This is a genomic window from Marinobacter sp. es.048, from assembly GCF_900188435.1.
Lineage (GTDB): Bacteria > Pseudomonadota > Gammaproteobacteria > Pseudomonadales > Oleiphilaceae > Marinobacter.
The window spans coordinates 344,263-364,910 of record NZ_FYFA01000001.1; the positions used below are offsets into that span (position 1 = coordinate 344,263).

At 58.8% G+C, this 20,648-nt stretch carries 20 protein-coding genes; 9 read left to right on the forward strand and 11 right to left on the reverse strand.

The genetic code is table 11. From position 1 onward, the window contains the following. Nucleotides 1–120: 120 nt before the first annotated feature. Nucleotides 121–993, reverse strand: coding sequence for a carboxylate/amino acid/amine transporter (locus CFT65_RS01640; RefSeq protein ID WP_088826314.1), 873 nt, complete (start codon nucleotides 991–993; stop codon nucleotides 121–123). Between the two features lie 85 nt (nucleotides 994–1,078). Here CFT65_RS01640 and CFT65_RS01645 point away from each other — a divergent pair, with 85 nt between their 5' ends. Next, nucleotides 1,079–2,500 carry an MATE family efflux transporter gene (locus tag CFT65_RS01645; RefSeq protein ID WP_088826315.1) on the forward strand — a complete coding sequence of 474 codons (1,422 nt, stop codon included), beginning with the start codon at nucleotides 1,079–1,081 and terminating at the stop codon, nucleotides 2,498–2,500. On the opposite strand, the gene CFT65_RS01650 is transcribed toward CFT65_RS01645, so the two are convergent. Continuing rightward, nucleotides 2,464–3,474, reverse strand: a complete 1,011-nt coding sequence (locus CFT65_RS01650; RefSeq protein ID WP_088826316.1) for a GGDEF domain-containing protein — start codon at nucleotides 3,472–3,474, stop codon at nucleotides 2,464–2,466. The two genes, CFT65_RS01645 and CFT65_RS01650, sit on opposite strands and share 37 nt — an antisense overlap. Nucleotides 3,475–3,750: 276 nt before the next feature. Between CFT65_RS01650 and CFT65_RS01655 the strand changes: the two genes are divergently transcribed. Next, nucleotides 3,751–4,875 carry an HD-GYP domain-containing protein gene (locus CFT65_RS01655; protein ID WP_088826317.1) on the forward strand — a complete coding sequence of 375 codons (1,125 nt, stop codon included), beginning with the start codon at nucleotides 3,751–3,753 and terminating at the stop codon, nucleotides 4,873–4,875. A gap of 13 nt (nucleotides 4,876–4,888) precedes the next feature. Here the strand turns inward: CFT65_RS01655 and fghA are convergent, their stop codons facing one another. Continuing rightward, nucleotides 4,889–5,731: an S-formylglutathione hydrolase gene (gene fghA / locus CFT65_RS01660; RefSeq protein ID WP_088826318.1), complete on the reverse strand. Its 843-nt coding sequence runs from the start codon at nucleotides 5,729–5,731 to the stop codon at nucleotides 4,889–4,891. A 29-nt stretch (nucleotides 5,732–5,760) separates the two neighbouring features. Next, on the reverse strand, nucleotides 5,761–6,192 hold the full coding sequence (locus CFT65_RS01665) for a CBS domain-containing protein (RefSeq protein WP_088828117.1): 432 nt from the start codon (nucleotides 6,190–6,192) through the stop codon (nucleotides 5,761–5,763). A gap of 181 nt (nucleotides 6,193–6,373) precedes the next feature. Between CFT65_RS01665 and CFT65_RS01670 the strand changes: the two genes are divergently transcribed. Together CFT65_RS01670 and CFT65_RS01675 are read left to right on the forward strand one after the other, a co-directional pair. Beyond that, nucleotides 6,374–7,735 carry an alanine/glycine:cation symporter family protein gene (locus CFT65_RS01670; RefSeq protein WP_088826319.1) on the forward strand — a complete coding sequence of 454 codons (1,362 nt, stop codon included), beginning with the start codon at nucleotides 6,374–6,376 and terminating at the stop codon, nucleotides 7,733–7,735. Nucleotides 7,736–7,858: 123 nt separating this feature from the next. Continuing rightward, entirely contained in the window at nucleotides 7,859–8,512 is a 654-nt protein-coding gene (locus tag CFT65_RS01675) for a peroxiredoxin (RefSeq protein WP_088826320.1), read from the forward strand. 112 nt (nucleotides 8,513–8,624) lie between these two features. Here CFT65_RS01675 and CFT65_RS01680 read toward each other — a convergent pair whose 3' ends face one another. The 3 genes from CFT65_RS01680 to CFT65_RS01690 form a co-directional block, all read right to left on the reverse strand. Further along, nucleotides 8,625–9,407 (reverse strand): MetQ/NlpA family ABC transporter substrate-binding protein, encoded by a 783-nt coding sequence (locus tag CFT65_RS01680; RefSeq protein ID WP_088826321.1) that lies wholly within the window; start codon nucleotides 9,405–9,407, stop codon nucleotides 8,625–8,627. Between the two features lie 188 nt (nucleotides 9,408–9,595). Further along, nucleotides 9,596–10,261 carry a methionine ABC transporter permease gene (locus tag CFT65_RS01685; protein ID WP_008176989.1) on the reverse strand — a complete coding sequence of 222 codons (666 nt, stop codon included), beginning with the start codon at nucleotides 10,259–10,261 and terminating at the stop codon, nucleotides 9,596–9,598. After that, nucleotides 10,261–11,268 (reverse strand): methionine ABC transporter ATP-binding protein, encoded by a 1,008-nt coding sequence (locus CFT65_RS01690; RefSeq protein ID WP_088826322.1) that lies wholly within the window; start codon nucleotides 11,266–11,268, stop codon nucleotides 10,261–10,263. The genes CFT65_RS01685 and CFT65_RS01690 overlap by 1 nt, the downstream gene beginning before the upstream one ends. Nucleotides 11,269–11,479: 211 nt before the next feature. Between CFT65_RS01690 and CFT65_RS01695 the strand changes: the two genes are divergently transcribed. Beyond that, on the forward strand, nucleotides 11,480–12,901 hold the full coding sequence (locus CFT65_RS01695; RefSeq protein WP_088826323.1) for an HDOD domain-containing protein: 1,422 nt from the start codon (nucleotides 11,480–11,482) through the stop codon (nucleotides 12,899–12,901). A 7-nt stretch (nucleotides 12,902–12,908) separates the two neighbouring features. Here the strand turns inward: CFT65_RS01695 and CFT65_RS01700 are convergent, their stop codons facing one another. Beyond that, nucleotides 12,909–13,610 (reverse strand): anti-sigma factor, encoded by a 702-nt coding sequence (locus tag CFT65_RS01700; protein ID WP_088826324.1) that lies wholly within the window; start codon nucleotides 13,608–13,610, stop codon nucleotides 12,909–12,911. Continuing rightward, nucleotides 13,607–14,164: a sigma-70 family RNA polymerase sigma factor gene (locus CFT65_RS01705; RefSeq protein ID WP_172408406.1), complete on the reverse strand. Its 558-nt coding sequence runs from the start codon at nucleotides 14,162–14,164 to the stop codon at nucleotides 13,607–13,609. The genes CFT65_RS01700 and CFT65_RS01705 overlap by 4 nt, the downstream gene beginning before the upstream one ends. Nucleotides 14,165–14,319: 155 nt before the next feature. Between CFT65_RS01705 and CFT65_RS01710 the strand changes: the two genes are divergently transcribed. Genes CFT65_RS01710 through CFT65_RS01725 form a run of 4 tightly spaced genes read left to right on the forward strand, consistent with a single transcriptional unit; the run spans nucleotide 14,320 to nucleotide 18,376 of the window. Next, entirely contained in the window at nucleotides 14,320–15,804 is a 1,485-nt protein-coding gene (locus tag CFT65_RS01710; RefSeq protein ID WP_088826326.1) for a DUF4331 domain-containing protein, read from the forward strand. A 13-nt stretch (nucleotides 15,805–15,817) separates the two neighbouring features. Next, nucleotides 15,818–16,054 (forward strand): hypothetical protein, encoded by a 237-nt coding sequence (locus tag CFT65_RS01715; protein WP_228705759.1) that lies wholly within the window; start codon nucleotides 15,818–15,820, stop codon nucleotides 16,052–16,054. Nucleotides 16,055–16,079: 25 nt separating this feature from the next. After that, complete coding sequence (locus CFT65_RS01720; protein WP_088826327.1) at nucleotides 16,080–17,249, forward strand: hypothetical protein; 1,170 nt, start codon at nucleotides 16,080–16,082, stop codon at nucleotides 17,247–17,249. Further along, a complete protein-coding gene (locus CFT65_RS01725) occupies nucleotides 17,246–18,376 on the forward strand; it encodes a HupE/UreJ family protein (protein ID WP_172408407.1) in 1,131 nt (376 codons plus the stop codon). Before CFT65_RS01720 ends, CFT65_RS01725 begins: the two co-directional genes overlap by 4 nt. A gap of 17 nt (nucleotides 18,377–18,393) precedes the next feature. Here the strand turns inward: CFT65_RS01725 and CFT65_RS01730 are convergent, their stop codons facing one another. Together CFT65_RS01730 and CFT65_RS01735 are read right to left on the reverse strand one after the other, a co-directional pair. Then, entirely contained in the window at nucleotides 18,394–19,011 is a 618-nt protein-coding gene (locus CFT65_RS01730; protein ID WP_088826328.1) for a hypothetical protein, read from the reverse strand. A 132-nt stretch (nucleotides 19,012–19,143) separates the two neighbouring features. Next, nucleotides 19,144–20,631: an amidase gene (locus tag CFT65_RS01735; RefSeq protein ID WP_228705760.1), complete on the reverse strand. Its 1,488-nt coding sequence runs from the start codon at nucleotides 20,629–20,631 to the stop codon at nucleotides 19,144–19,146. Nucleotides 20,632–20,648 lie beyond the last annotated feature (17 nt).

Sequence of the window (20,648 nt, forward strand, 5' to 3'; positions counted from 1 at the left end):
GGATAAATATGGGCGAACAAGGGTAAGCCCCGATGAACATCATTGATATTCATCAAAGGTTACCTTGCGTATGTGGAGTGTAACGGCAGCCGTAAACGGAACCTTAGTCCGTGCAGGTACTTATGTGGACACTGCCAGGCGGGCCCGGGGATGGAAGCGAGCGTTTACCCAGAGGGAGAAGGCGATGACCCCGCCACCGATGGCCAGCCTCAGCAAATCGGCATCGCGGTTCCAGATCAGCAGGTTGACGATCAGGCCTGCAGGCACCAGCGCATTGTTCATGATAGCCAGGGTGCCGGCGTCAACCACACAGGCACCCCGGTTCCACAGGAACAGCCCCAGGCCGGAAGCTGCCAGCCCGAGCCACGCGAGAATGCCCCACTGCACGGAGGTCGTCGGCAGCTTGTCGGCATTGCCGAATATCAGGAAGGATGGCAGCGCAATGATCAGGGCACCGAAGAAGAAATAGCCGAAGGTTCGGTAGGCAGGCATGTCGGTGGCGTAGTGCTGCATCACATGCTTGTAACCCACCTGGCCGGCGGCAAAGGTAAAATTCGCCACCTGGAGTAACAGAAAGCCGGTGATGAAGTCCTCACTCAGCCCATCGTAGCGTATGATACCCGCCCCGACAGTAGCGATCGCGGCGGCCAGAAGCGCTACCGGAGAGAAACGGCGGAACAGGGCATCATCCAGCAGGGTCACATACAGCGGGGTGAAAATCGTGAACAGCAGCACTTCCGGGACGGTCAGGTAGCTGAAGGACCGGTACAGACAGAGATAGGTGATCCCGAACTGCAACATGCCGATTACCAGGATGCCCAGTTTCTGTCCGGAAGCCACGCCCCGCCAGCGGGTGAACGGCAGAAACACCAGTGCACCGAGCAGAACACGGCTGAGCACCGCAAAATCGCTGTCCACCTGGCCGGCCAGAAATTCGCCGATCAGACTGAAAGAAAACGCCCAAAGAAAGGTAACAAAAACCAGAAGTCCCATCGCCACTGCCATCTGTTGTGATTAAGGCGCGTACTTTAACGGTTTTGGGAGAAACTTGCAGTGCAGAAACACCGGATAGCATCCCATGGATGAAACCCACCAGCCATTACCGGAACCCAAGCAGCCGCTGGTCGCCAGAACACTTAACGAGTGGCGAACCCTCGCCATTCTGGGCGGGCCAATACTAATTGCCCAGGTTGCCCAGATGGCCAACGGGGTGATCGATACCATCATGGCCGGCCACGCCAGTGCCGAGGATCTTGCCGCAGTGGGTATTGGCAGCAGCCTGTGGATGCCTCTGTTCCTGTTTTTCATGGGCATGCTGGGGGCGCTGCAACCCATTATTTCCGGTTACAACGGTGCCCGGGATGTTGGGAAAATCATGCCCGCCACGTGGCAGGGCCTGTATCTTGCCGCCGCCGGGTCCGTGATCATGATTCTGCTGCTTACCCATGTGCACCCGATACTGGCGCTTCTGAAGCTGGAGGCCAACACCGCACGCATCACCCAGGGCTATCTGGACGCCTTTGCCTGGGGTATTCCGGCCCTGCTGTTACTGACCGCGCTCCGGGGCCTGACCGATGGCCTCGGGCACACCCGCGTGATCATGGCGTTTTCAGTGCTCAGCACACTGATCAACCTGCCGATGAACTACATTTTTATCTACGGCAAGCTGGGCCTGCCGGCCATGGGCGGAGTTGGCTGTGGCTGGGCGACGTCCATTTCCAATGGTGTCGCGGCGGCGGCATTGCTGGTGTATCTGAACCGCAGCCGGGTTTACCGTCAGTTCCACCTGATTGCGGATTGGGCAAAGCCGGATCTGGCAGGCATGCGCTACATCCTGGGCATCGGCGTCCCTATCGGCTTTACCATCTTCGTCGAGGCCAGCCTGTTCTCGGTGATCGCCCTGTTTCTGGCGCCCCTTGGCCCGGTTGTGGTCGCCGGCCACCAGATTGCCCTGAACGTGGTGTCTTTGCTGTTCATGCTGCCATTGAGCATCGGCATGGCGCTGACACTGCGGGTCAGCTTCCTGTCAGGTGCCCGGGCGCCTGCCACCGCACGGCTGATCTCCCGCAGTTCCCTGATTCTCGCCGCGGCTACAGCGCTGGTCTTCGCAATAATGCTGTTCGTGTTCTCCCGGGAGATCGCAGCACTCTACACCAGTGATACGGAGGTACAGGCGGTCACCGTCAAACTTCTGATGTTCGCAGCTTTGTTCCAGATTGCCGATGTTATCCAGGTAACCTGCATCAGCGCGTTGCGCGGCTACAAGGACACCCGCATTCCGATGTTCATCATGCTGTTTTCATTCTGGGGCGTGGGCCTGCCACTGGGGTATCTGCTGACCTTCACAGACTGGCTGGTGCCGGCCATGGGGGCCGCCGGCTTCTGGGTGGGTCTGACTGGCGGGCTGGCGTCCGCCAGCATTCTGCTGGGATGGAGGCTCTTTCTATACGCACCGGATGGCGGTCAGACGGTGTCAGCGGAAAGCTCCGGCGCTCGCTGAGCATCCGCAAACACGACCTGGTCCCGACCGTTTTCCTTGGCTTCATAAAGCGCGGTATCGGTCCGGGCCAACCAGCCATCGACACTTTCGCCATGCCGAAGCAGCGCCACACCAAATGAAGCGGTGACGGAACCACCGGGATGCTTCATGTACTTGCGCAGAACCTGCTGTAAATTATTCATCACTGCCTTGAGGCCAATGCCATCAACCCCTAGCATAAGCAGCACAAACTCCTCACCACCGTACCGGAACAGCTGGTCTGATTTGCGCGTGTTCTGTTTCAGCAGGGCCACCAGATCGGTCAGAACATCATCGCCCACGCCATGACCATGCTCATCGTTGATCTTCTTGAAATGATCGATATCCAGCAGAACCAGGGCATAGGGCAAACCGGTACGCTCGGCATTCGCCGCAGCCAGATCCAGCTCCTGATCCATTGAGCGGCGGTTCTTGATGCCGGTCAGCGGATCAATCGTTGCAAGATGCTCCAGACGCTCCCGCTGATCATGGTTCCTGTGGGCAAAGACGTAGGCGCAGGCACTGACCACAAATGCTGTCGAGGCAAACGACCACATCTGAACATCAGAGCGGAAAGCACCGCCGTGAGCCAGTAACGCGACTACCGAGGCCACGTTGAGAAGAACGGCGATCCGAGAGTTAGCAAGAAAGAAGGTGGTTACCAGGCATGGGTATAGCCAGAATAGCCCTGGCTCGCCCACGACAGTACCAACAGCCACTGCCCCGCTGCACGCAATAACCGCAAACACAAATCCGCTTCTTCGGGTATCTCCTGTAATCCAAGCGTAAGTAAGGGTCACCAGGATTCCAAGAAGAATCGCCGCGTCGACAGTCCCGGCAAGCGTATTACCCTGCAAAAAGCGCATCACAGCAAATGGGGTTATGCCCAGTATTGCGCTGCCACCCAACAGGGTAATGATCGACAATCTGAAATCAGTCTTGAGGCGATGGAGCATTTAGCGTTTTCGTCCGACAACAGTACTATCCTGAGTCCCAGAATAGCTCAACCAATTTGAATGAGCGTTAAAGGACAACGATTCTTTACATACTCTCTATCAAAAAAGACAAAGTGTGAACGCTTGCTCATTTTTATGTATCCCGAAACAGGGCCAGCGGTAAAATCAGGTAAAACCACGCTGCTTCACGGCCAGAGCCGGTTCGCTTCAGTGGAGCCCCAGCCGCATTCGGGGTTACACTGGCGACACAATTAACCTGTACCCGAGACACCTGATTTGACCGAACTTGTCCGAATTGCGCCCGGCGCGCTCACCATCGGCCGTCCCCTGCCGTGGGATGTCTACGATGCAGACGGCAATATCCTTCTGCGCCAGGGCTATGTAATTCAGACAGATTCCCAGCTGGAACAATTGTTCGAGCGGGGCCGATTCAAACCTCGCAAGATCGAACGCCCCCAGGAGGAAGTGTTCGAGGATACCCGCGACCGAAACCCCTTTTCTGATTACCCGGACCTGCTCCATTCCCTTGAAGCAACCCTGAAAGCCATTACCGATTCCGATCCTTCGGCCCAAAAACGGCTGCTCGGCCTGGCCCTGATAATCGAGCGCACCTGCACGGAATCACCCGATGCAACCCTGGCCCTGGTTCACCTCTACTCAATCGGCCCGGTCATTCACGAACAGATCCTGTTTTACGCCATTCTTTGCCAGTTTATTGGCCGGCAATTCGGCCTGGAGGAGAAAAGAATTGCAGTACTGACTGCCGCCGCCCTCACTGCCAACCTCGGGCTCGTGCCCATTGCCGACAAGCTGAATGCGTCCAATACGGTGCTGAACGATGAACAGCGCGGCGTCATTCGAAAACACCCCGAACGCAGCATCCAGGCACTGCAGGCCGCGGGCATCGACAACAAGCTGCTACTGACCATCATCGCCCAGCATCATGAACAGGCCGACGGCAGCGGCTATCCGAAAGGGCTCAGTGGCACTGAAATACGCCCTGAAGCGGAAATCCTGGCGCTTGCAGAACGCTACGTGGCAATGATCACCAAACGGGCCTACCGGCAGCGCATGAACGTGGCCGACGCCCGCAAGCTGATAGCCAACCTGGCCGACGGCAAGTTCCGACCGGCGATCCCAAAGTCCCTGCTGCAGATTCTCGGGGAATATCCGCCCGGCATTCTGGTGCGCCTGGAAAACAACGAAGTGGGCGTGGTTACCCGGCGGCCGGTAAGGGCCCGGGGGCCCTTCGTGAAAGCCATTTTCGGCCCCCGTGGCAACCGTTACAACGGCACCTTCGAGCGGGACACCAGCGAGCCGGACTTCGGCATCCAGTCTCTGGAAGAGCCTGAAGTCATGCCTTCCATGGACTTCAGCCTGGTCTGGGACTTCCGCTCCTGACCGCCTATAATCCCTATAGACCCAGCGCTTTCGCATGATGATCGAGGTGATCATCAATGAACGAGGCAATGAAGAAATAGCTGTGATCATAGCCCCGGTGCATGCGCAGGTTGATGTGATGGTGGAACTTTTCACAGGCATCCGCCAGAACATCCGGGTTTAACTGACTGTCCAGAAACTCGTCCGCGGTGCCCTGGTCCACCAGTAGCGGCAGCCGCTCCCGAGCAGTGGGAATCAGCAGGGTGGCATCCCATTCTTCCCAACTGCGCGGATCGTCTCCGAGATAGCCCTTGAAGGCTTTCTGACCCCAGGGGCATTCCGTGGGATTGGCGATGGGCGCAAACGCCGACACCGAAGCATAGCGGCCCGGGTTTTTCAGGGCGCAAATCAGAGCGCCGTGGCCGCCCATAGAATGGCCACTGACAGAGCGCTTGTCTGTTACCGGCAATTCATTCTCGATCAACTGCGGCAATTCCTTCACCACATAGTCGTACATCCGGTAATGGGGTGCCCAGGGTTGCTCGGTGGCGTTGATGTAGAAACCGGCTCCGGAGCCAAAGTCGTAGCTGTCGTCCTCGCCCGGCAGGTTCACCCCACGGGGGCTGGTGTCCGGACAGACAATCGCCATACCCAGTTGCGCAGCGCGCTTCAGGGCGCCGGCTTTCTGCATGAAATTCTGATCGGTGCAGGTCAGCCCTGACAGCCAGTAGAGGACCGGCACTTTAACCGGCCTGGAGCCCACAGCCACGGGCGGCAGATACACCGCAAACTCCATGTCGCATTCGAGGGTAGCGGAGGTATGCCGGTAGCGGCGATGCTCGCCTTCGAAACAGACGTTCGTGGATAGGAGTTCCATAGTGTCCTCAATTTCAGGAAAAGTGTGTTTCAGTATCCGGCACTGGCGTGCTTTGGCGGCTCCAGACCAAAACCGGTCCGTGCCAGCTCGGCCAGGATAGCAGTACGCGTGACTATACCAATCAGTTTGCCGTGATCCACTACAGGGTACACCTTTGGCTTGCCCGCACCGAGGTTCTGGGCAAGATCCACCACCGACATCTCTGCTGAAATCGTCACCGGTTTCCGGAACATCACATCGTCAACGAGCGGGTCGCCCTCGCGGTGATAGCCGCTGACCAGCAGGGCATGGATGCAGTCCTGCTCGGAGATAAAACCGATCACATGGCGCTGGTCATCAACAACCGGCAGGCCGGTCACGTGGTTGTGGAGCAGCGTCTTCACCACTTTGGTGAGCTGCGTGCCACAACGGATTGGCTCGATGTGGTTCCACATGACATCTGACACTTTCAGTGAACGCATGGGCAGAATCCCTCCCCTTGGTGGATGATCGCCATTGTAATGAGCATAGGCAATCACTTCCGAATCCACCACTTTTCCTGGATCATCGGTTTACACGGAAAAATATCTGACTAGACTCAACCGGTTATACCCAAACTGGGTCAAAATCCAAACCAATCCATGGCATACAGAGGGAGATCCCATGGAAGCTATTTCTGAATTTGTAGGGCAGATAAACGGACTGGTCTGGGGCCCGCCCATGCTGATCCTGATACTGGGGGTGGGCCTGTTCCTCAGCCTCGGACTCAAACTGATGCCGGTGCTGAAGCTCGGCGCGGGTTTCCGGCTCATGTGGAAAGGCCGCACAGCCGCTGATGCCGAATCCGAGGGCGAAATCCCGCCATTCCAGGCACTGATGACGTCACTTTCCGCCACCGTTGGTACCGGCAATATCGCCGGCGTTGCCACTGCGGTCTTCCTTGGCGGCCCCGGCGCGCTGTTCTGGATGTGGCTAACGGCCCTGGTGGGCATGGCTACCAAGTATTCCGAGGCGGTGCTTGCCGTGCGTTACCGGGAAGTGGACGAACGTGGCGACCATGTCGGTGGCCCCATGTACTACATCCGTAATGGACTGGGCCGAAAATGGGCCTGGCTAGCCGTCCTGTTTGCCGTCTTTGCCGCCATTGCCGGTTTCGGCATCGGTAATACCGTGCAGGCCAATTCGGTCGCCGATGTCATGGAGACCAACTTCGGATTGCCACACTGGCTGACCGGCCTGGTTCTCATGGTTCTGGTGGGCATGGTCCTGATCGGCGGTATCCGCAGGATCGGGCACGTCGCCAGCGCCCTCGTGCCCTTGATGGCGGTTTCCTACCTGATCGCCGGGCTTGTGGTGCTGGCGATAAACGCCGCTGACATTCCAGCCGCCTTTTCCCTGGTGATCAAGCATGCCTTCAGCCCCATTGCCGCCGAGGGTGGCTTTGCCGGTGCCGCAGTCTGGGCAGCGATCCGCTTCGGGGTGGCCCGGGGCATCTTTTCCAATGAAGCTGGCCTGGGCTCCGCGCCCATTGCCCATGCCGCAGCGCAAACCCGGAACCCGATCAATCAGGGCATGGTGGCCATGCTCGGCACCTTCATTGACACCATCATTATCTGCACCATCACCGGCCTGGTGATTATCACCTCGGGAACCTGGACCTCCGGGGAATCCGGTGCGGCACTGACCTCCATGGCATTCCAGGAGGCGCTGCCCGGCGTTGGCAACTATCTTGTAGCCATTGCCCTCGCAGTTTTTGCGTTCACAACCATTCTGGGCTGGTCGTTCTACGGTGAGCGCTGCATCGAGTTCCTGTTCGGCGTAAAGGCGATCGTGCCTTATCGGATTGCGTGGATTCTTGCCATCCCCGTGGGCGCCACCCTGAACCTGGGCTTCGTCTGGCTGGTGGCAGACACTCTGAACGCCATGATGGCACTGCCGAACCTAATTGCCCTGCTGATGCTCAGCCCGGTTGTGTTCAAACTCACCCGGGAGCACTTTGAGAAGGAGAAGGCGCTAGGGGTCTGAGCCCCCTTGTAATTGCCTCACCTGGCACCAAGGTTTGTCGTATACACTCAGAACACAACCCGGCAGTTTTCGGGCCGGAATAACAAACGAAATTGTCACTAACATGATCAAAGGAGAGTACACATGACTTTACGTCTCGGAGATACCGCCCCCGATTTTGAACAGGACTCCAGTGAAGGGAAGATTTCGTTTTACGACTGGCTGGGCGACAGCTGGGGTGTGCTTTTCTCGCACCCGGCGGATTTCACCCCGGTCTGCACCACCGAGCTGGGCTTGACCGCCAAGCTGAAGGACGAGTTCGCCAAGCGCAGCGTCAAGGCCATCGCACTGAGTGTCGATCCGGTCGACTCCCATCACGAGTGGATCAAGGACATCAACGAAACCCAAGGCTGCTCGGTGAACTTCCCGATCATTGCGGACCATGATCGCAAGGTGTCGCAGCTGTACGACATGATTCACCCCAATGCCGACAGCAGCCTCACCGTGCGTTCGCTGTTCGTGATTGATCCGAACAAGAAGGTTCGCTTGATGATTACCTACCCGGCCAGCACGGGTCGCAACTTCAACGAAGTGCTGCGGGTGATCGATTCGCTGCAGCTGACTGACGAACACAAGGTCGCGACCCCGGGTAACTGGGAACGTGGCGGCGATGTGGTCATCGTTCCGTCCCTGCAGGACGAGGAAGAAATCAAACAGCGCTTCCCGAAAGGGTACAAGGCGGTGAAATCCTACCTGCGGATGACACCAGACCCGAAATCCAACTGGAGCGGTGACTGATCACCCGCTTCCAAGCCAAATAAAAAAGCCGGACAGCTCAAGCAGCTGTCCGGCCTTTTTTATGAAAGTGGGGTCAGATGAACGCTTTCATCTGACCCCGATACTTCAACGATCAGAATGCCGGAACCACGGCACCCTCGTACTTTTCCATGATGAAGTCGCGAACGGCGTCAGATTTCAGCGCCTCGGCCAGTTTCTGCATGGCTTCGCTGTCCTTGTTATCCGGACGGGCCACCAGGATGTTCACGTAGGGTGACTCGGAGCCTTCAATTACCAGCGCATCCTCAGAAGGGTTCAAACCGGCTTCCAGCGCATAGTTGGTGTTGATCAGCGCCAGGTCTACCTGGTTCAGGATGCGGGGCAGGGTGGCAGCCTCCAGTTCCTTGAAGTCCAGGTCTTTCGGGTTATCGGCAACATCACGGGGTGTCGCTGTGATCTTGCTCTCGTCCTTCAGGGTGATCACACCGGCCTTCTGCAGCAGCAGCAGCGCACGGCCACCGTTGGTGGGGTCGTTCGGAATGGCAACCACCGCACCTTCTTCCAGCTCGTCCAGCGAGTCAATCTTGCTGGAGTAGGCGCCAAACGGCTCAACGTGAACGCCGGTCACGGTTACCAGGTTGGTACCACGGCCTTCGTTGAACTCGTCCAGGTACGGCTGGTGCTGGAAGAAGTTGGCGTCCATCCGCTCCTGGTCGACCTGGATGTTCGGCTGAATGTAGTCAGTGAATACTTTCACGTCCAGTTCCACATCCTGCTCCGCCAGCTTCGGCTTCACGAATTCCAGGATCTCGGCATGGGGAACCGGTGTCGCAGCCACGGAGAGTTCTTCGGCAGAAACGGCGCCTGAAAACGAAGCTGCGGCAGCCAGTGCTGCGAGTGTTTTCTTCAGATTCATAGATCGATTCTCCTGTTGAGCATCTTTAACGAATGAATTCGGGTTGGGAGTACGGCCGGCGGTCGGTCTGAAGCTCTTTGCGAAAAACGCCCGTGAATACGTCCATGTAGGGCTCGGTCGCGCCATCCCTGGCGCTCCACGTTTTCGGAAGGAGCTTCAGACCGACCGCCAGCCTATATCCAGCTTTTCTACTTTCTACTGAAATACAGCACGAGACGGTCGCCGACCATCTGTAGGACTTGGACAAAAATAACCAGTAAGGCGACGGTAATGACCATTACGTCCGTCTGGAATCGTTGATAGCCGAAGCGGATGGCCAGGTCGCCCAAGCCACCACCACCGATAACGCCGGACATGGCGGCGTAGGACACCAACGTTATTGCAGTAACGGTGATACCCGCAATGATGCCCGGGAGCGCTTCCGGTAACAGAGCACCGAAGATGATCTGTTTAACGCTGGCACCCATGGCCTGGGTGGCTTCGATGATGCCTCTGTCCACCTCCCGCAAAGAGGTCTCCACCAGTCTCGCGAAGAACGGCGCACCGCCAGCCACCAGCGGCGGGATGGCACCGGCTACGCCCAGCGATGTGCCGATCAGCATTACGGTGAAGGGGATCATTACGATCAACAGGATAATGAACGGCACGGAACGGAGCACGTTCACCACAAAGGACAACACGGCATAGGCCACCGGCTGCTCCAGAAGCTGACGCTTGCCGAACAGGAACAGCAGCACACCGATGGGCAGGCCGATCAGGACGCTGAACAGCAGGGACATACCCACCATCACCAGAGTATCCCAGCTGGCCCAGCCAATTTCGGTCCAGTCTACATTGCTTAACAGGTCTTCCATCAGCGCAGCACCTCCACGTGAACGTCGGCGGCCTTGAGCGCCTGCATGGCCACCTTGAGATCACCGCCCACCAGTGACAGGGTCAGCTGGCCGTAGGGTGTGTCCTTGATGTGGTCGATACGGCCGGAGAGGATGCTGAAATCCACGCCGGATTCCCGGGCGACACTGCCCAGCAGCGGCTTGTAGGTGGATTCGCCCTTGAAGGTCAGGCGCAGGATCCGGCCGTCGGCCTTGCTGAGATCTTCCTGCAGCTCATTCCGGTCAATGCTTTCGCTCTCGAAGACAAAGTCCCGTGTAGTCGGGTGCTTCGGGTGCAGGAACACCTCGCTGACCGGCCCCATTTCCACCACTTCACCGGCGTCCATGACAGCCACCCGGTCGCAGACCCGGCGCACCACGTCCATTTCGTGGGTGATCAGTACGATGGTCAGGCCCAGTTCGCGGTTGATGTCGGCCAGCAGCTTCAACACCGACTGGGTAGTTTGCGGGTCGAGGGCGCTGGTGGCTTCGTCGCAGAGCAGGATCGTGGGCCGGCACGCCAGGGCACGGGCAATACCCACTCGCTGTTTCTGGCCGCCGGAGAGCTGCGATGGGTATTTGTTGGCGTGTTCGGTAAGGCTGACCCGGGCAAGCAGCTCGTCCACCCGGCCCCGGATATCGGCCTTCGAGTAGATGCCTGCCAGTTTCATGGGGAAGGCAATGTTGTCCGCCACGGTTTTCGACGACAGCAGGTTGAAGTGCTGGAAGATCATTCCTACTTTGCGGCGAAAGGCGCGAAGCTCGGCGGCGTTGTAGTCGGTGATGTTCTCGTCGTCGATCAGGATGCGGCCGCCGGTGGGTGGTTCCAGCAGGTTGATCAGACGCACCAGCGTCGATTTACCGGCGCCGGAATGGCCAACGATGCCGAATACCTCGCCGGTTTCAATGGTCATATCGGTGGGATGCAGCGCGGGGATCGCCCGGCCGCCTACCTGATACGACTTCTGTACCTGGTCAAATACAATCACGGTCAGCGCCTTGTGGGTGCAGCGTTAAAAACCGGCGATTATAGCCCATTCGGTTGGCAAACCCGAATTCCGGAATGATTCTCAGTGTGGGTAGATATCCCTACACAAACGGTTACCTGACATCATCCACAGCCCTGAACTAAACTTGGATGCCAGAAGAACCTTAATTTCCCTCAGTTTCGAGAGCCGCGCCACCCAGAGATGCCAAAACGTGACCATTGAAAAACAGCCAACGCCCTCACGGATGAACTCCACCCAGGCATGGGTCACTTATCTCAGCAAGGTCGAGCTGCCGGTTCTTGCCAACACTCTCAAGCGTATCAATGAGCTCACCGACAGCCGGAACAGCACGGTCAACGAACTGGCCAACGTAATCCTCAACGATGCCCAGCTCACCTCCCAGGTGCTTCGGCTGTCCAATACCGTGTTCTACAACCAGACCCGGACTCAGGTCAGCACGGTAAGCCGCGCGATCACCCTGATCGGTTTCGACGCGGTGAAATCCATGGCGATTTCCTCACTGATCGTCGATACCCTGTTGAAACGCAACGACCGTCCCCACCTGTTGCGCTGCCTCGCCCGGGCGATTCACGCCGCTGTCCAGGCCCGGTGCCTGATGCCGAAACGGAATGAGACCGCGCTTGAAGAGGTGTTTATCGGGGCGCTGCTGATGAACATCGGCGAGCTGGCCTTCTGGTCCTGCGAAACGGATCAGGCTTCGGAACTGGAAGAGCGCCTTCGGCTGGAGGAGCCACCGGTTGAAGCCCAGAAGGCCGTGCTGCACTCAACCTTTACCGAAATCACCCGGGGCCTTGTTGATGCCTGGTCCCTGGGGCCCTTTATCAGAGATGTTGTCTCTCCCGGACAGGCCAACTCCATGGCCTCAAGCCTGGTACGAAATTCCGTGGATATGGCCCGGTTATCCGAACAGGGCTGGAGCGGCCCGGACATGGACAAGGTAATGGAACGCCTCGGCAAGGACATCGGTGAGAGCCCTGCAGTGGTCCGCGACCAGCTCAAGGTGAACGCCTCGGAGGCCACCCGGGTGGCGGTCTCCCTCGGCATCCCCCAGGTCACTGCCATGATGCCGGGTGCCAAGGGCAAATTAGGCGACACCGGTGCACAAGCTCCGGACATGGATGCGGAGCTTCAACTGGAAATCCTGCGTGAACTGAGCCAGTGCCTCGCCGAGAAACCGGATATTAACGAAGTCTGTCAGCTGGTGATTGAGGGTATCCACCGGGCAATCGGTATGCAGCGAGTGGCTCTGTTAATGAGTGACCGCACCGGCAACGAACTGGTGCCCCGAAAACTCGGCGGTCGTGGCACCGACGAATGGCGTCAGCACTTCGTGATCCCCAAGGACGGCACCGGGCCGCTGGGTTCGCTTTTGCCCCATGCGCACTGCAGCATCTACGAACCCAGACCAAACGCCGAAGGCGTGCCTTACGATCGCTGGCTGGGCAAAGTGCCGGCACTGATCGGCCCGATCACGGCAAACGGTCGGCTGATCGGCCTGTTCTATGCGGACAATGCTGCCGGCGCCTACATGCCCTCGAAAGAGCAGTTATCAGCGTTCGGCCACTTTATCCAGAATGCGCAGCTCTGCCTGACCTTACTCTCGACCCACTAACACCCACTCAGAGCTCGTAGAGCCTGGTAACGTGCAATATCGGCCCGGTTGGTGATCCCGTCGGTGAGCCACCTTCGGGCTCGAGACTGATCGCCAGGGTCCGGCTGCGGGTCAAAGAGCTTTTGGCTTCATCCGACAGCGCCACCTGGTGGATGTCACCCGCCGGGAGGACTCCGAGAGACATAGGATCGCCATCCTCCGGCACAACCCAGAGCTCGTAATCCTTACCCGACTCTGCAGAGCCTGCGGCGACTGAGCGCAACTTCAGCAGGTTGCCGCGATCGGTTTCACTCAGCAGCCAGAGCGGATCGTCGATATCTGCCTTTATGATTGCCCCCGCCAACAGGGGCCGTTCCACGCCGGGAGACGGCTGCTGGAGCAGCAGAACCGCAAAAAGAACCGCCGCAGCAGTTGCCATCAAGCCCCAGCCTGGCCAGAACCAACCGGTTTTTGCCGAGGCCGCGTCGGTCTTCGTGGCCTGTTCGGGCCACAACCGCCTCTGGATGTCTGACCATACACGGGGTGGTGGCGTTTCCGGCGGTGCGGCCGTTGATAACGCTCCCAGCTGCTGTTCCCAGAACCAGACTTCCTGACGTACCCGGCCTGACTCCATCATCCAGCCTTCAAAGCGGAGACGGGCAGGGCCTTTGAGGGACCCCAGAACATATTCCGCAGCAAGAATCTCTACGCGTTCAGGTGATTTTCTCATCGTTCAAGACACCCCTTCAGGGCCATGAGCCCTCTTCGGATCCAGCTCTTCACCGTGCCTACCGGCGAGTTCAGGGTTTCCGACAATTCATCGTGGGTGAAGCCCCGGTAATAGGCGAGCAGGATGCTATCGCGCTGGACATCGCTGAGCTCCTCCAGACAGCCTGTCAGCTGGGCCGAGCCGGAGGCGCGCAACGAATCATCCAGAGGTCCGCCACGCTTGTCCTCAACCTGTTCAAGGTGCTCATCACCGGAGGTCTGCCGCACTTTCCGGGCCCTCATCAGATCAAGAGTCCGGTAGCGGGCGATGGTCATCATCCAGGCCAGCGGCGCACCCCGATCCCGGTGGTACTCGCCCGCGTGATGCCAGATCTGGATGAAGCTCTCCTGTATCGCTTCTTCTGCCAACTCGCGATGGCTCGCCAGTGTGACGCACAGGCCGAACATTCTCGCCGCCACCTGGCTGTAAAGTTGTTGAAAGGCTTGCCGATCCTTCCTCGCCACCGACCGCAACAGCCGCATCAACTCGTCCTGATTTACCTCGACAGAAGCCATAAACACCCTCGTTGTTATGATTTATGCCCAAGGTACGGGCGCACGGAAGCGGAAGTTGCGCTTGTGCCGAAAAGAAATTTTCCAGCGACTGCAACTTTTCAATGGGCTCACTCGTTCCTTCCTCCGACGCACCCAAGCACAGAGAGGAAAGCGACATGAAAACAATTCTGAAACGGTCCAGCCTCGCTATCGCCGTGGCCGGAACCTGCCTCGCCACCAGCCTGATCCAGGCTTCGAGCCACCGCGAAGCGCCCTTCATCACCGAAATCCCGAAAGTCGACGGCACCGACTTCTACATGTTTCGGAGCTACGAGTCTGGCAGGGCGGATTTCGTGACCCTTATTGCCAATTATCTGCCGCTGCAGGACGCCTACGGCGGTCCCAATTATTTCGATCTGGACGAAGATGCCATCTATGAGATTCACGTCGACAACGACGGCGATGCCGTTGAGGATCTGACGTTCCGGTTTCAGCTGGAAGATAACCTGAACGACATTCAGTTGCCGGTTGGGACGGACGGCGACCAGCGGATGGTGTCTGTGCCCCTGAAGAACATTGGCGACGCAAGTGACGCCGGCAACGTTCAGTTGCGACAAACCTACACGGTAGATGTCATTTCCGGCGATCGCCGTGCGGGTGCTGTTCAGGCCGCCACCAACGTAAACACAGGCACCGAAACTTTCGATAAACCGTTAGACAACATCGGTGCAAAGTCATTCGGTGACTACGAAAATTACGCAAACCAGCATGTGTTTGACATCGCTATTCCCGGATGCCGTACCAATGGTCGTGTCTTCGTCGGGCAGCGTCAGGAGGCGTTTGCGGTAAACCTGGGTGAAATCTTTGATCTGGTAAACACCAATCCTCTGGGTGCCCGGGGCGGTGAAGGACCGGGGGATCTGGCCGACAAGAACGTGACTTCCTTTGCCTTGGAAGTGCCCACCGAGTGCCTGACCGGCACCGCCATGAATTCCGAAGGCCAGCCGGTAATCGGCGCCTGGACAACGGCCAGCGTTCGCCAGGCACGCATTATCAACCCGGCGCCCAGCAGCGACAGTCGTGGCGCAACCGTTGAAGGTGGCGCCTATACCCAGGTTTCCCGCCTGGGCATGCCGTTGGTCAACGAAGTGGTCATCGGTCTCAAGGATAAAGACCGCTTCAACGCGAGCCAGCCCAAGGATGATGGCCAGTTCGCCACCTACGTGACTCACCCGACACTGCCGGAGCTTCTGGAAGTGCTTTTCCCCGTGACCGCGCCGAACAATTTCCCGCGCAATGACCTTGTCACGGCCTTCCTGACCGGGGTGCCCGGGGTCAATATGCCCGTTGGCGTTACCGCCTCAGAGATGCTTCGACTGACACCCGCCGTTGCACCGACACCTCTTAACAGTCAGAACGATCTCGGTGTCCTGGCAGGCGATAACGCTGGCTTCCCGAATGGCCGCCGGCCCTACGACGATACCGTCGACATTGCGCTCCGGGTGGCGATGGGTGTGCTGGCAGACCCTGCCGACGCGCCGGATGGCACGCTCGAGTATACCGACGGCGTTCAGCTGGCGTCAGACCCTGCCAACCTGCCGGCGGATTATGAGTCCTTCCCTTACCTGGCGACCCCCATCGCCGGCTCACCCAATCAGTAATAGGGAGGTTGTTATGACTGTATTCACCAGGATTACGACAGTCGGCGCAATCGCGCTGTTCCTGACTGGTTGCTTTGATGGTTCAAGCCGCCGTTCAGAAGCGCCGGCTCCGACCGTCGATTTTACGGCATACGTAAAGGCCCAGTTCGCCCGGACCAGCGACACTGCCGAACCGGCAAACGTCAACGGGGTCGACCTGAGTTTTAACGATCAGAATAATCCGCAGGCCTACGATGATCTGCTTCAATAAAACCCCACCTGGCCGGATCCCCCGCATGAGCGGCCCGGCCTTCCGTTTCCCTGCCCTGCGGGTCAGGGTTTTTTGCCTCATCGCGGCATTGGTGCCATTTCAGTTGCAGGCGGCGCCCGACCCAATTATCACAGATTTCGGCAATGATCAGGTGCTCGCGGAACTGCCTCGGAACGCACCGGGCATCCGATCGAACCCAGACTCGGCCGAAGAGGCTGGAAACCGCCTGCAAAGGCTGATCATTCAGGCCAGAACCACTGGCGACCCAAGGTATCTCGGGTATGCCCAGACCCTGATCAACAACTGGTCGGAAGACAATCTGACCGATCGTCTCCGGGTGCTCCGGGCAACTCTGCGCCAAAGTCTGCATCAATTTGAACCGGCAAGGTCGGATCTCGAACAGGTGCTCACCACGTTTTCGGACACGGAACAGCGCATTCAGGCTCGCCTGACCCTGGCCAACCTCGAGCTGGTACAAGGTCGATACGGCGTCGCCAGAAAACAGTGCCAAGCACTTCAATCTGATTACCCCGGCCTTGTGGCGGCAAGTTGCCTGGCTTCCGTAGAAGCGAGGACAGCCGACCCGGAAAAAGCCTACGAGGGCCTCGCGCTGGCGCTTGTCGAAACAAACAAACGCCAGCGTCCCGATTCGACCAGTCGACTCTGGGCCGAAGGCACGCTTGGAGACATTGCGGCTCAGGCGGGGCTTCCTGAAGCCCAGGTGCATTGGCAACGGGTGCTTGAGGCAAACCCGAACGACCTGTATATCCGAGCCCAACTCGCCGACTGGCACCTCGAGCAGGGTCATTTCGAACGCGTCCTGGCGCTGACCAACGGGTTCGATGCGGTAGACACGCTGGCCGTGATTCGGGCCATTGCCATGGCACGGATGGGACACCCGGACAGTGACGAACTGAACGGTCGCTTGCGGCAACGCTTCAAGGAGGCCCGCTGGCGAGGCGCTTTGCTGCATGCCAGGGATACCGCGCTATTCCTCCTGGAGATCGAAAACCAGCCACAAGAGGCACTGGAACTGGCCATTGAAAACTGGAACAGCCAGAAGGAGCCTCTGGACACGCGACTGCTGCTGAGATCGTCCGTTGCCGCGAACGACAAAGTCCAATACCAGAGCGTCAGGGACTGGCTCATTAAGCAGGGACAGCGCGATGCCCGCTATCCGGAGTTCGAACAATGACCGTGACGAAAAGGATCTGGCTTATCCTGGTGACGTTGGCGCTGGTAATAGCCAGCAGCGTGGCCTCGGCCCACAAAGCCAGCGACAGCTTTCTGTACCTGGATAGCGGCCCTGCAGAGCTGCGTATCGATGTTGCATTGCGGGATCTGGCTCTGCTGACCGGTATTGATCCCGACGGCGATCGTCAGGTGTCGGGCCGGGAGCTTCGACAGGCAAGACCAGAGATCACGCGAACCGTGGAAGCCGCGCTAAGCCTCTCGAACACCAGCGGTATCTGCACTCTTTCCGGCAGGGAATGGGGCATCAGTGAGCACAGCGACGGTTCATATGCCGCTGCCCGATACGCTATCGAGTGCCCGGATGGTGAGCCACCTGTGGAACTGGAGTACAACATTCTGTTTGAGCAGGATGCCCTGCATCGGGGCCTGGTAAGCCTTGATCAGGGCGGTCAGGCACGTCTCGCTGTCCTGGGCCCCGACGCCAGGACGCTCGATCTGGCAAGCGAGGACAGCGCAGGTTATTTCGGTGTATTCACAACCTTCGTTTACGAGGGCGTCATCCACCTGCTGATCGGGCTCGACCATATTCTGTTCCTGCTGGTGCTGATCATTCCGGCAACTCTTGCGACCTACAAAAGCAACCACTCTGGCACCGAGGCACCCAGCTTACGTGCTCGTCTGATTGATTTGGCGGGCATTATCACCGCCTTTACGGCGGCCCATTCCATCACTCTTGCCCTCGCAGCCCTGAATATCGTCGCCCTGCCGATAGGGTGGGTAGAAACGGTTATCGCGCTTTCCATAGCTCTCGCGGTCTTGAACGTTGTCTGGCCGGTGCTCGGACACAAAACATGGAAGCTGGCCTTCGGGTTCGGCCTGGTGCACGGCTTCGGCTTTGCCAGTGTCCTCGGTGATCTCACCAGTGGTGTATCCGGATTGGCGGTAGCGCTGGCGGGCTTCAACCTGGGCGTGGAGCTGGGGCAGTTGGCTCTGCTGGTGCTGGGATTCCCGATACTGTACTACCTGGGGAAAAGCCAGGTGTACCGGCAAGCGGCTGTACCAGTGGTACTGGCCGGTATAGGAGCCATCAGCCTCTACTGGGTTGTCCAGCGCGCGCCCCTGTTCTGAGCGCGCACCGGACACCTCTAGTGCAGGGCCCGCATCTGGCGCGGGTAAAGTGCGGCGCTGACTTCCGGCTCTTCCAGCAGGTCGGCCAGCTCGCGGTCTACCGTGGTTTCTTCACCTTCTTCAGGTAGCGGCTCGAACAGGGTGCTCAGCCAGGAGGCGACGGAAGGCGCTTCGTCTCGTTTGTAATCTGTGGACAGCGCCTTGATGCGGCGGAAGCCGACAATGCGCTGGTGTTTGGGATCCCGAATCTGTTCAAAACCCCGCCAGTAAACGTGATCCCTGGTGTGCAGCTGCACGAACAGGGTATCGATAGGGCCATCAGAATCGTCTGCACCGTCGGCTTCTTCCTCAACGGTCTCCGGGGCCGCTTCGGCTTCCACTTCAGGCTTCTTGTGACGGATGGTGGTCCACGCCGGGTACAGCACGGCCACTGCATCCGCTTCAACATGCTCGCGGGCTGCGCGGAGGATCAAACCCCAGCGAGCCTTGTCGGCATCGGTTTCAAGGGAATTGATGGGCAAGTCGTAGCTTTGCTCGCTGGACAGAACGATGGCCATCATCGGGGCGTCTAACTCCCCCATGGCCTCGGCCTGTGCTACTGATACCAGTTCATCGATTGCCATCGGTTGGTTCATAATACGCTCGCCTCCTCGATGCCATCAGGATCTATCAGGAAGAAGGGGTCTTCCTGACTAACAGCATAGCCTGTTCCGGCTACAAAGATAAACGTGGAGTTTCCCCAGCCGGATCACAACCCCCCAGTTTAATCAGAACGCTTCCTCAAGCTTTTCGTAGTTGCTGAACCAGGGGGTCGCCTCTTCGAGCTGAGCGGCCAACTGCAGCAGAGTCGCTTCGGTGCCGTGGGGCCCGCCGAACTGCACACCCACCGGCAAACCGTCAGCAGTCCAGTGCATCGGCACAGACATGGCTGGCGTTCCGGTGAGATTGGCCAGCTGGGTAAACGGCGTCCGCGCCAGGCTTTCCAGGGCCATCTGGTCTACCTGGCCGGTACGGTGGACCAGTTTCCCGGCCTTGAGCTTCAGCATCAGGCGTGCCGCCAATTTGAGATGGGCCGGCGTTTCCAGTTCGCCGATGGCAGCCGGTAACTGTCCGGTGGTCGGGCTGAGGTAGAGATCGTAACTGCCAAAGAACGCGCCCAGGGCTCTGGCAAACTCATTCCACTGCTGGCGCCGGCGGACATAATCGGAGAGCTGCATGGTCTCTCCAAGCATGCCGATCAGCCGGGTATCCAGTTCAAAATCGCTGTCGGTGGCGCCGAACTGCTCTTTCGCCTTGGCCATCAGCGCCGACACTTCGCCGAAATACAGGCCCAGATAGCAACGGGCCAGGGCCATGCCGTCAAACTCCGGCGCCGCGTACTCAACCCTGTGACCGAGGGTCTCAAGAACCCGTGCGGTTTCCTCCACGGCAGCAACGCACTCCGGTGCCACCTCCGTATTGTATGGTGAAGAGGTGAACACACCGATTCTGAGGCTGCCCGGAGACCGCTGCATCAGCTCTGCGTAAGGCGTCGGGGGGGCAGGAATCTCGAACGGATCGCCCGGTGCCGGGCCGCTGAGCACATCCAGCATCGCCGCACTGTCCCTGACCGTTCGGCTGACTACATGATCGGTGGACGCGCCCGTCCAGGCTTCGCCCATGAAGGGGCCGGAGGAAATGCGGCCCCGGGAGGGTTTGAGACCAAACAGGCCGCTGTAGGCTGCCGGAATGCGGATCGAGCCGCCGCCGTCGTTGGCACCCGCCATGGGCACAATACCGGCGGCGACCGCCGCGCCGGAGCCACCACTGGAGCCCCCGGGAGTCAGCTGCGTGTTCCAGGGGTTACAGGTTGCCCCCCAGAGTTCAGATTCGGTAACCGCTTTCAGACCAAACTCCGGCGTGGCAGTTCGCCCCAGGAAAACCAGCCCGCCTTCCCGGGCCCGGCGGACGAATTCCGAGTCCTGGGGCGCAATATTCTTTGTCATACCCCGGCTGCCGTAGGTACACGAATGCCCCGCCTGTTCCTGGGCGAGGTCCTTGAGCAACAGAGGAACGCCGGCAAAAATGGCCTGTTCGGGGAAGCGCTGTTTTAGCGCTTCGGAGAACTGGGGATAGCAAATTGCATTAAGTGTGCCATTGACTCGGGTTGCCCGTTCCACGGCCGCCTCGCATACTTCCCTTGAAGTGACCTCGCCCCGACGAACAAGATCAGCGAGTGCGGTCGCATCGTAACGAAGGTATTCAGATTGCTTCATGGCTGGTTCCATTTGTT